The 11726-nt window shown below is 71.5% G+C and carries 4 protein-coding genes; all 4 read left to right on the forward strand.

Going from position 1 to position 11726, the window contains the following annotated elements:
• Positions 1 to 1809, forward strand: a complete 1809-nt coding sequence (locus WME73_RS34745; RefSeq protein WP_437912333.1) for a glycoside hydrolase family 28 protein — start codon at positions 1 to 3, stop codon at positions 1807 to 1809.
• A gap of 261 nt (positions 1810 to 2070) precedes the next feature.
• Positions 2071 to 5850 (forward strand): ATP-dependent RNA helicase HrpA, encoded by a 3780-nt coding sequence (gene hrpA / locus WME73_RS34750; RefSeq protein WP_437912334.1) that lies wholly within the window; start codon positions 2071 to 2073, stop codon positions 5848 to 5850.
• Between the two features lie 222 nt (positions 5851 to 6072).
• Positions 6073 to 9930 carry a serine/threonine-protein kinase gene (locus tag WME73_RS34755; protein WP_437912335.1) on the forward strand — a complete coding sequence of 1286 codons (3858 nt, stop codon included), beginning with the start codon at positions 6073 to 6075 and terminating at the stop codon, positions 9928 to 9930.
• A gap of 177 nt (positions 9931 to 10107) precedes the next feature.
• Positions 10108 to 11703, forward strand: coding sequence for a formylglycine-generating enzyme family protein (locus tag WME73_RS34760; RefSeq protein WP_437912336.1), 1596 nt, complete (start codon positions 10108 to 10110; stop codon positions 11701 to 11703).
• The last annotated feature ends 23 nt before the right edge of the window (positions 11704 to 11726 follow it).

Consider the following 11726-nt stretch of genomic DNA (forward strand, 5'->3'; position numbering starts at 1 on the left):
ATGAACCTTTCTCACATTTGGGTGATGGGCCTCGCAGTGGGCGTCTCGTTGGCTTTCGGAGCAGGCTGCTCCGGAACCGGCGATGACGGCGGAGGCGGAACGAGCAGCGGCGGCACGGTCATTCCTCCAGGTTCGGGCGGCGTCACATCCGGCGGAGGAGCGGGCACCGGCGGAGGAGCGGGCACCGGCGGAGGTGAGGTCGGCGGCAATGGCGCAGGCGGAAGCGGCAGTGCAACCAACGCGGGCGGCGGTGCAGCGGAGGGTGGGGCTACCTCGGGTTCGGGCGGTGAGACGGGTGAAGGCTCCGGCGGGGCCACGCCCATCGATTGCGATTCCGACGGGGCAGTGATGACCTACCCTACCCTTCCCGGCGCCTCCGAGAGCCCGCTCTATACGGTGACGGCCAACGGGGCGGCGCAGTTCGTCGAAAAGATGACCAAGTTTGGCCAAGAGATGCAGGTGCACTACGCCCACTTCGGGGTGGCAAGCGGCTGCAAGGCGACCGTCGCCGTCACGGTGAACGGCGGCTTCAGTTCCTACACCTTGAGCCCGAAGAGCCGAATGCTGTCGGCAACCAAAAACGGCGACACGCTCACTTTCGACAGCGGGCCCAACTACTTGATCCTGCAGATCGCCTCCAAGGAATTACTGTTCGTCCTCATTGACGACCAAGAGGTCAATCCGCCGAAATTGGGCGATGCCGACGTGAAGAACCTCGCAGACTACGACGTGGACAACACGGGCGCTGCGCTCGTCACCTCCAAGGTGCAGTCCGCCATCGACGCCGCCTCCGGATCCGCGCAGAACATCCTGTACGTGCCTCCCGGGCGCTACAAGACCGGGGAATTGTGGCTGAAGAGCAACATGACCATGTATCTGGCGGCCGGCGCCATCCTGGACGGTTCGACCAGCACGGGCGACTACAATGGCACGGGCGCACCGGCCGTCGAAAACACTTCCCACGGCGTGGTTCACATGAACAAGGTGAGCAACACGAAGATCCTCGGTCGGGGAGTGATCGACGGCAACGGTTCGAAGATCCGTGGCACCGACAACGACACACCCTCTTTCAAGATCAACACCCTCCGGATCGACGACAGCACGGACGTGCTGGTCGACGGCATCGTCGTGCGCGATCCAGTTTTTTGGAACACACTGATCTTCGACAGCGACAAGGTGACCATCCAGAACTTCAAGGTGATCAATCGCCGTCCCACCACGACAGCTTACAACCAAACCGACGGAGTGGACTTCGACTGCTCCACGAACGGCAGGCTCTACAATGCCTTCATCTACAGCGGTGACGACAGCATGTCGCCGAAGCGCGAGCAAGAAGGCAAGCTGGACACCAAGGCCATCACCTATGAGAAGGTGGTTGCCTACAGCAACTCAGCGGCGACGAAGATCGGAACCAAGACCTACGGTCAGGTGATCGAGGATATCACCTTCAAAGACCTCGATATCGTCAAGGCCGGCCGGGCTCTCGGGATCAACGCGGACGACACCGCTGTCATCCAGAACATCACCTGGCAGGACGTCAGGGTTGAAACGGTCGACGGCAGGATCATCGACTTCGAAGAAGATGCAACGGCGACCTGGCGCAACGCTCCCAACCGGGCCACGGTCAAGGAAGTGTTCATCAACAATGTTGCCTCTGCCGTGAACAAAGAGATCTACATTCACGGCAAGTCGAGCACCGTGAACTTCAATGGGATTCACTTCGACAATTTCACCATCCAGGGCAACAAGGTCACGAGCCGAAACGGCTGGAACGTGAACCAGTACGTGTCCAACATCACGTTCAAGTGAAAGAACGCCGAAAGCCAGCTCGTCCGGAGCTGGCTTTTCCAGGCACTCGTGATTGGCCTTGGGAGACAAGGTGCGCTCCCTCCCGGCGCGACGACGCCCTCCGCCGCGACGCCGACGACAGCGCACCGCGCGCTCGCGCTGTCGTACTGCGCGCATCCATCCATCGTCATCCGCAGGGGTCCCTCGATAGGGCGCGCGGGGTGGCGAGCGCGCCGCTTCGGACGGCATCCCGCGGCGGGAGGTGCTACCCCCTCGCGCACCGTGAGCCACCGCGTTCCGCAAGAGCAGCCCCCCGCTCCGCCCGCCCCCGGCGGCCGGACCTCGTCCCCGCCCGCGTCGAGGGGCCCGGTCCGCTTTCCCGAGGAGCTGCCCATCTCGGCGCGGGTGCGCGACATCGCCCGGGCCATCGAGGCGCACCAGGTCGTGATCGTCGCGGGCGAGACCGGCTCGGGCAAGACCACGCAGCTCCCCAAGATCTGCCTGGCCATGGGCCGCGGCCTCTCCGCCCGGATCGGCGTCACGCAGCCGCGCCGCATCGCCGCCACAAGCGTCGCGGCCCGCGTCGCCAAGGAGCTCGGCGTCGAGCTCGGCAAGGAGGTCGGCTACAAGATCCGCTTCTCGGACAGGACGAGCCCGGCCACCTACGTCAAGTACATGACCGACGGCATCGTCCTCGCCGAGATCCAGGGCGATCCGCGGCTCTCGGGCTACGACACGCTCATCATCGACGAGGCCCACGAGCGCAGCCTCAACATCGATTTCCTGCTCGGCTACCTCAAGCGCCTGCTGCCGAAGCGCCCGGATCTGCGCATCATCGTCAGCTCCGCGACGCTCGAGACCGACCGGTTCGCGACCTACTTCGGCGGCGCCCCGGTCATCGAGGTCTCCGGCCGCACGTACCCGGTGGAGGTCATCCACCGCCGCCCGGAGAGCGGAGAGGCCGAGGTCGCCGACGCCGTCGCCGCCACGGTCGAGGAGATCACCTCGATCGATCCGCGCGGGGACATCCTCGTCTTCCTGCCTGGAGAGCGCGAGATCCACGACACCATGGCCGAGCTCACGCGCCACGGCCTGCCGCACACGACGCTGCTGCCGCTCTACGGGCGGCTCCCTCAGGGCGACCAGCAGCGCGTGTTCCAGTCCTTGCCGGGGCGGCGGATCGTGCTCGCGACCAACGTCGCGGAGACGTCGCTCACCATCCCGGGCATCGTGTACGTCATCGACTCCGGGCTCGCCCGCGTCAACCGCTACAGCCCGCGCACGGGCGTCACCCAGCTCCAGATCGAGCCCATCTCGCGCGCGAGCGCCGATCAGCGCAAGGGGCGCGCGGGCCGCGTGCAGAGCGGCGTGTGCTTCCGGCTCTACGACGAGCAGGACGACCGGGCGCGGCCCGCCTACACCGATCCGGAGATCCTGCGCGTCGGCCTCTCGGGCGTCATCCTCCAGATGAAGGCGCTCGGGCTCGGCGCCATCGAGGATTTCCCCTTCCTCGACGCGCCGTCGAAGCGCGCCGTGGACGAGGGCTACCGGGTCCTCGAGGAGCTCGGCGCGCTCGACGACGCGGGTGAGCTCACGGACACCGGCAGGAAGCTCGCGCGGCTGCCGCTCGACCCGCGGCTCGGCCGGATGGTCCTGGGCGGCGAGGCCGAGGGGGCGCTCGCCGAGGTGCTGATCATCGCCGCGGCGCTCGGCGTGCAGGATCCGCGGGAGCGGCCGCTCGCCGCCCAGAAGCAGGCCGACGACGCGCACCGGAAGTTCAAGGACGAGGCCTCCGATTTCGTGGGGCTCCTGAAGCTGTGGAGCTTCTACCAGGACGCGCAGGGCCGGCTGACCCAGAACCAGCTCAGGAAGGCCTGCCGCGACCATTTCGTCTCGTACCTCCGCATGCGCGAGTGGGCCGACGTGCACCGGCAGATCAGCCGGATCACGAAGGAGATGGGGTTCTCGCCGAGCGACGCGCCCGCGAAGGGCGACGCCATCCACCGCGCGCTCCTGCCTGGCCTGCTCAGCCGGATCGGCATGTGGAACCAGGAGAACAAGGTGTACCTGGGCGCCCGGCAGACGCGCTTCCAGCTCCACCCCTCGTCGGGCCTCGCGAAGAAGCCGCCCGCGTGGATCATGGCCGCCGAGCTGGTCGAGACGTCGCAGCTCTTCGCCCGGATGGTGGCGGCCCTCGATCCCGCGTGGATCGAGGCCGCGGCCGGGCCGCTCTGCAAGCGCAGCCACAGCGACCCGCACTGGGCCGCGAAGCCGGCGGCCGTGATGGCCCGGGAGCAGGTGACGCTGTACGGGCTGCCGATCGCGCGGGATCGACGGGTCGACTTCGGGGCGATCGACCCGAAGTCCGCGCGCCAGATCTTCCTCGTCCACGCGCTGGTCCGGCAGGAGTACGCGACGCGCGCGCCCTTCATGGAGGCGAACCGGCGGCTCTTCGAGGAGGTCAGCCAGCTGCGCGACAAGGCGAGGAGGAGCGAGATGCTGGCCGACGAGCACGCGCTCGAGCTCTTCTTCGATCGGCGCGTCCCCGAGGGCGTCTATAACGGCAAGACGTTCGAGGCGTGGCGGAAGGAGGCCGAGGCGGAGGACCCGCGGGCGCTCCACCTGTCGCTCGCCGACGTCCTGCTCGACGAGGCCGCGGAGCTCACGCCCGAGCGCTTCCCCGATTCGCTCGACCTCTACGGCGCCGCCGTGCCGCTCTCCTACCGCTTCGATCCGGGCGAGGACGACGACGGCATCTCCCTCTCGCTGCCGCTCGTGCTCCTGCCGCAGGCCGATCCCGACGAGCTCGAGTGGATGATCCCCGGGTGGCACGCCGAGAAGATCGCGCAGCTGCTCGAGTCGCTGCCGAAATCGCTGCGCAAGGCGCTCGTCCCGCTCGCCCCCCTCCGCGAGGTCGCCCGGGAGATCGCGGCGGAGCTACGGCCGTTCCAGGGCCCGCTGCGGGCCGTCCTTGCGCGCGCGATCGAGGACCGCACCGCCGAGCGCGTGCCCGCCGACGCGTTCCGGCCCCAGGATCTGCCGCCGTACCTGCGCTTCTATTTCCGCGTGCTCGACGAGGACGGCCGGGTGATCGGCGAGGGGCGCGAGCTCCGGGAGCTCAAGGAGCGGCTGTCGGGCCGGGCGCGCGAGGCCTGGGCGAGGGTCGGCAAGGCGGGCCTGGAGCGGGACGGGCTCACGTCGTTCAGCGTCGAGGCGCTGCCCGAGCGCGTCCAGGTCGACGCCGGGCGCCACAAGGTGTTCGGCTACCCGGCGCTGGTCGACGGCGAGACGTGCGTGTCGGTGCGCGTGCTCGCCTCGAGGGCCGCGGCGGCCGAGGCGACGCGCGCCGGGCTGCGGCGGCTCCTCTTGCTGCAGCTCGGGGGCAAGATGAGCCAGCTCGAGCAGCCGCTGCGGAGCGCCGTGGCCGTGAGCGGCCTCGGCGCCAAGGTGGCCCCGGGCGAGCCAGGCCTCGCCCGGCAGATCGCGCTGCGCGCGCTCGACGAGGCGTTCCAGCTCGGCGATCCCGGCGCCTTTCCGAGGACGAAGGCCGCGTTCCAGGCGCGCCTGGACAAGGGCCGCGCGTCGCTGCAGGGCGTGCTCGGGAAGCTCGCGGGGCTGGCGCGGGAGATCGGCGTCGAGCTCGACCGCGTGCAGGCGATGCTCCGGTCGATGACGGGGAAGCCTGGCGCGTCGAGGCCGGCGCTCGACGACGTGCGCACGCAGGTCGACTTCCTGCTGCCGGTCGGGCTCTTCTCGCGCGCCCCGGTCGACCGGCTCGCGCACCTGCCCCGGTACCTGCGCGCCGCGCAGATCCGGCTCGAGCGGCTGCCCAACGGGCCGCAGAAGGACCAGAGCAAGGCCGCGCAGGTGCTGCCGTTCTGGCAGGACTACCTCAAGCACCAGCAGGGGCTGCGCGACAAGGGGGTGCCCGCGGAAGAGCTGGAGTCGTTCCGCTGGCTGATCGAGGAGCTCAGGGTGTCGCTCTTCGCGCCCGAGCTGAAGGCGGCGGTCCCGGTCTCGCCGCAGCGGCTCACGGAGCAGTGGAAGCGGCTGCTGGGATAGCGGCGCAGGGACGCGCTCGACCCCAGCCCCGAACAGGGCCCAAGGACCGCGCCGCGCGCCGCCAGGCGGACGGCCGCCACCGGCCTCCTCGATCGGGTATTTCCTTAAGACGTACGCCCGCTTGGCCGCGACGCGCCCGCGCCAATGAGCACTGGACGCAGCGCTCACCCCGCTGGCAGGCTGGCCGCCGGCGAGGCGCCTCGTCCGGGTCCTCGGTGAGCGATGCAGGCAGGTGACATCATCGACGGCCGGTTCTGCATCGAGCACCTCGCGGCCTCGGGCGGGATGGGGGCCGTCTACCGGGCCCGCGATCAGGAGACCGGCGAGGCGGTCGCGATCAAGCTCCTGACCACCGAGAGCGCCCAGCACCTCGTCCGCTTCGAGCGCGAGGCCCACATGCTCGCAACGGCCCGGGTGCCCGGCGTCGTGCGCTACGTCGCGCACGGCGCCACCGCGTGGGGACAGCCGTTCCTCGCCATGCAGTGGCTCGACGGCGAGACGCTCTCCGACCGGCTCACCCGCCAGGGCGTCACCCTCGAGGAGACCCTCGAGCTTGGCCTCCACGTCGCGAGGACGCTCGGCGCCATCCACAGGCTCGGCCTCGTCCACCGCGACCTGAAGCCGAGCAACCTGCTGCTGGAAGGCGGCTCGCTCGAGCGCGTGCACCTCATCGACTTCGGCCTCGCCCGCGCCGTCACCGACGAGCCGCTCACGGCCGCCGGCCTCGTCCTGGGCACGCCCGGATACATGGCCCCCGAGCAGGCGCGCGGCGAGCTCAGCGTCGACACCCGCGCCGACGTGTTCGCCCTCGGCTGCATCCTCTACCGCTGCCTCACCGGCCGCGCCGCCTTCCAGGGCAACGCCGGGCTCGCCGTGCTGATGAAGGTCCTCCTCGAGGAGCCGCCCCGCGCGCGCGACCTCCGGCCCGGCACCCCGGCCGCGCTCGACGATCTCGTCGCCCGCATGCTGGCGAAATCCCCGCTGGACCGGCCGGCCGACGGCGGCGCCGTGGCGGCCGAGATCGCCACGATCGACGCGCCCGAGAGCAGCGTCGGCGGGCCCCGCTCCTTCCCGCCGCGCGCGGTGGAGCTCACGACCGGCGAGCGGCGCGTGACCTGCCTCGTGGTCACCCGCGAGCGCGCCGTCAGCTCAAGCGCCGCGGCGGAGCCGCGCCAGGCAGAGCTCTGGCAGCTGCACGACGTGGCCGAGCAGTACCGCGGCGAGCTCGAGCTCCTCGAGGGCCGCTCGCCGCTCATCGTGCTGTCCGGCGCGGGCACGCCGACCGACCTCGCGGCGCGGGCCGCCAGGTGCGCGCTCGCGCTGCAGGAGCTGCTCGGCGGCGCGCCCGTCGCGCTCGCCACCGGCCGGGCGGAGCTCTCGGCGCGCGTGCCCGTCGGCGAGCTCATCGACCGCGCCTTCCAGATGCTCGCGGCCCACGACGACCGCTCCCCCGCCGCGGGCGTCCGCATCGACGAGGTGACCGCGGGCCTCATCGGCACGCGGTTCGACGTCACCGAGGACGCCGCGGGCCGCGTCCTGCACGGGGCGCGCGACGAGCGGACCGCGCAGCTGCTCGGCAAGCCGACCACCTACGTGGGCCGCGAGCGCGAGCTCGCGATGCTCGTGGCCGAGGTCGATCGCTCCATCGACGAGGGCGCCGCGGGCGCGGTGCTCGTGACGGCCGAGGCCGGGATGGGCAAGTCGCGCCTGCGAAAGGAGCTCATCCGCAAGCTCCGCGAGCGGGGAGACAGGATCGAGGTCTGGCTCGGCCAGGGCGACCCCATGGGCGCCGGCGCGGCCTTCGGCCTGCTCGCGAGCGCGCTCCGGGACGCCCTCGGCGTCGCCGACGGCGAGCCCCTGGAGGCGCGGCAGCGCAAGGTCCGGAGCCGCGTGGAGCAATACGGGGGCATCGACGCGCCACGCGTCGCGGCCTTCCTCGGCGAGCTCGTCGGCGCGCCGTTCCCCGACGAGCACGACGTGCAGCTCCGGCTCGCGCGGCGCGACGCCGTGCTGATGGGCGACCAGCTCCGCCACGCCTGGGAGGACTTCCTCCGGGCGGCGTGCCGCGCGGGGCCCGTGCTCCTCGTGCTCGAGGACCTCCAGTGGGGCGACCTCCCCACCGTCACGATGGTCGACGAGGCGCTGCGCCAGCTCAAGGACATGCCGCTGCTCGTGCTGGCGCTGGGGCGGCCCGACGTGCGCCGGCTCTTCCCGAAGCTCTGGGAGGGCCGGCTGGCCCACGAGCTCCACCTCACGCCGCTCCCGCGCCGCGCGAGCGAGCGGCTCGTGCGCGAGGCGCTGGGCGCGCACGCGACGCACGACCTCGTGGGGAGGCTCATCGAGCGCGCGGACGGCAACGCGTTCTTCCTCGAGGAGCAGATCCGCGCGGCCGCCGAGGGCAAGAGCGAGGGCCAGCCGGAGACGGTGGTGGCCATGGTGCAGGCGCGGCTGGAGACGCTCGACGCCGAGGCGCGGCGGCTCCTCCGGGCGGCGAGCATCTTCGGCGAGACGTTCAGGTCGAGCGCGGTCGCCGCGCTCCTCGGGAGCGCCGACATCGCGCAGGTCCTCGCGGAGCTGCTCCGGCGCGAGGTGATCGTGCGGCGGGGCGAGGGGCGGCCGCGGGACGACGCGGAGTACTGCTTTCGCCACGCGCTCGTCCGCGAGGCCGCCTACGGCATGCTGACGGCGCGCGACCTCCGCATCGGCCACGCGCTCGCGGGCAGCTTCCTCGAGGCGGCCGGCGAGGGCGATCCGAGGGCGCTCGCCGAGCACTTCGAGCGCGGCGAGGAGCCCGAGAAGGCCGCCGAGTGGTACCTGCGCGCCGCCGACAAAGCGCTCCGCGGCAACGACCTCGCCGAGGCGATCGCCTGCGCCGAGCGCGGCATCGCCTGCAGGCCGGACCCTGCCGCGGTGGGCGCGCTCCGCCTGGTCGAGGCCGAGGCGCTGCTCTGGCGCGGCGAGCCGGCCCTCGCGGAGCAGCGTGGGATCGAGGCGACGCGGCACCTCGCGCCGGGCTCCGTGGCGTGGTTCTCGGCGTTCACGCAGCTCGCGGGGGCGGGGCACAAGCAGGGCCACTACGAGCGCGTCGAGCGCTGGATGATGGTCGTCCTCGGCACGGAGCCGCTCGACGGCGCGCGCATCGCGAGGAACGCCTGCCTGCTCGAGGGGGCGATCGTGCTCCTGCTCGGCGGCCGCTACGCGTGCGTCGACGCGCTGATCGACGCGGTCGAGCGCGCGACGGAGGACGCGTCGGCCGCGGATCTCATGATCGAGGCGAAGCTCCTCTACCTGCACGGGCTCCTCCGGCAGCACAACGGCGATCCGAGCGCCTGCATCGCGAGCATGGGCGCGGCGCTCGCCGCGTTCGAGGACATCGGCGATCGCCGCGAGGCGTGCCGCGCGCGGCTCAACATGGGCCTCTGCTACGTCCAGTTCGGGTACTTCGAGGCGGCGGCGGGGGTCCTCCGCGCCGGGCTCGAGGAGGCGGAGCGGATGGCGCTCGACGACCGGGTCCCGAACGCGCTGCAGAACCTCGGCCTCGCGCTGGCCCACGCGGGCGAGGTCGACGCGGCGAGGGCGGCCCTGCGGAGCTCGATCGAGGCGCTCACGCGCCGCGGCGACCGGCGGCGGGAGTGCGAGAGCCGGCTCCAGCTCGCGCGCGTCCTGCTCCTCGCGGGCGAGCCCGCGCTCGCCGAGGCGGAGGCGCAGGCGGCCGAGGCGCTCGCGCGGGGGGTGCCGGAGCGGCTCCCCGCGGCCATCGCGGCGCGCGCGCGCGCGCTGCTCGATCTCGGGCGCGCCGGCGAGGCGCTCGCCGCCACGACGCAGGCCCTGTCCCTGCTCGAATCGGGCCGCCCTGACGAGGAGGGCCCGCTTGTGCGCCTGGTCCACGCCGAGGCGCTGGCCGCGACGGGCCAGATGGCCGAGGCCAAGGGCGCCATCGCCCTGGCCCGCAACGGGCTGCTCGTGCGGGCCGGGAGGATCGGCGATCCTGTCTGGCGCGAGCGCTTCTTGCGCGATGTCCCCGACAACGCGCGGATCCTGGAGCTCGCGCAAGGCTGGCTCGACGGACACGCGCCCTGAAAGCGTCAGCCGCGCTCGGGCGAGAGCGAGAGGCCATCACGGCGTCCGGGGGAGCCCACATGGCGGTGATTCCGGCCGTCGGGCGGGAGCATCTTTTTGTCGCCCGGAACAGGAGACGTCGCAAGTAAGCTGAGCCTCTACCTCTAACCTTGTGTTCGAACACAGGGAGGCAGCTCCATGCTCAGGTCGTCCGTCGTTCTGATTCCCCTCGTGGCCCTCGCCGTGTCTGTCTCGTGCAGCAGCGAAGACAGATACCGGCCTCCCACGACGGGGGACCTGCCCTCTGCCGGCGTCACGACCAGCAGCGGACAGGGCGGCGGCACCGGCGGACAGGGCGGCGGCACCGGCGGCCAGGGCGGCGGCACCGGCGGCCAGGGCGGCGCCGGCGACCAGGGCGGCGCCGGCGGCCAGGGCGGCGCCGGCGGCCAGGGCGGCGCCGACATGCCGAGCTGTTCCAACGGCGCGAAGGACAGCAACGAGACGGACGTCGACTGCGGCGGCGCCTGCGCAACGCCGTGCCGGGTCGATCAGGCGTGCGCGGAGGCCGCGGACTGCTTCTCAGGGCGGTGCGAGGAGGGCGGCGGGGGCAGCGGCGGCGCCGGGCGCGCGTGCGTGGCGGCGCGGTGCGACAACGGCGTGAAGGACGGCGACGAGACGGACACCGACTGCGGCGGCGCCGCGCCGCGCGACGACAACCCGGCGTGCCCGCCGTGCAAGACCAGCAAGGGCTGCGCGGCGGGCTCGGATTGCGAGTCGTTGAGCTGCGTGAACGACCAGTGTCTGGCGCCGGCCTGCAGCGACGGCGTGAAGAACGGCCAGGAGACCGACATCGATTGCGGGGGGATCTGCCCCGGCTGCCCGCCTGGCGACGCGTGCTCCAAATCGACCGACTGTGTCGAGCTCGTCTGCTACGAGCAGGTCTGCCAGGCCGCGACCTGCAGCGACGGCGTGAAGAACGGCAAGGAGACCGACATCGACTGCGGCGGGACGGAGGGGTGCAGCACCCGGTGCCCTGCGGGGCAGCGTTGCACCACCAACACCGATTGCGCGACGTCGATCTGCAACACCACGAACCGCGTCTGCGCGTGCCCGGCGTGGATGGTGATCTCGCCCGTGAGCGGCGGCGGGAGCTACTGCATCGATCAATACGAGGTGACGAAGCAGGATTACGATGTCTTCCTCCAGGCGAACCCGGTGCTCGCCGGCATGCCGGCGGAGTGCGCGGGGAACATCTACCGTCCCTCGAGCGGGTGGCCCTACACGGAGGGGCGAGTGCCCGTCACCCACGTCGACTGGTGCGACGCCTACGCGTACTGCTCCTACATGGGCAAACACCTCTGCGGCAGGATCGGCGGAGGCGCGAACTCGCCTGCCGACGTCGCGAGCCCGACGCGGAGCGAGTGGTTCAACGCGTGCTCCGGCCAGGGCGTGAACGAATACCCGTACAGCGATCTCTATAGTGAGGCGACCTGCAAGGTGGACGACCCGAGCGGCGAGTTCGCCAGGAAGCCCGTGCCCCCCAACCCGCTCCCGCAGATCTCGCCCTGCGAAGGCGGAATCACGGGCCTCTTTCATATGAGCGGCAACGTGGCGGAGTGGGAGAACTCCTGCGACGCGCAGGGCAACTGCCTCGTCCGCGGCGGCTCGCGGGCCTCGCAGCAGGACGCGGATGACGTCGCGCGCGGCACGCTCAAGGCGGCCAGGTGCGATGCGCTCCTGGACCAGGATCGCCTCACCCCGTCTCCGGACATCGGCTTCCGCTGCTGTCTCTGAGCGTCCGCGCCGGATACGCGCCC

Source organism: Sorangium sp. So ce302 (genome assembly GCF_051530145.1).
GTDB classification, from domain to species: domain Bacteria; phylum Myxococcota_A; class Polyangia; order Polyangiales; family Polyangiaceae; genus Sorangium; species Sorangium cellulosum_B.

Excerpts from the sequence above, each read along its gene's own strand:
- WME73_RS34755 (WP_437912335.1), top strand. The coding sequence starts at position 6,073 with ATGCAGGCAGGTGACATCATCGACGGCCGGTTCTGCATCGAGCACCTC.
- WME73_RS34745 (WP_437912333.1), top strand. The coding sequence starts at position 1 with ATGAACCTTTCTCACATTTGGGTGATGGGCCTCGCAGTGGGCGTCTCG.
- WME73_RS34760 (WP_437912336.1), top strand. The coding sequence starts at position 10,108 with ATGCTCAGGTCGTCCGTCGTTCTGATTCCCCTCGTGGCCCTCGCCGTG.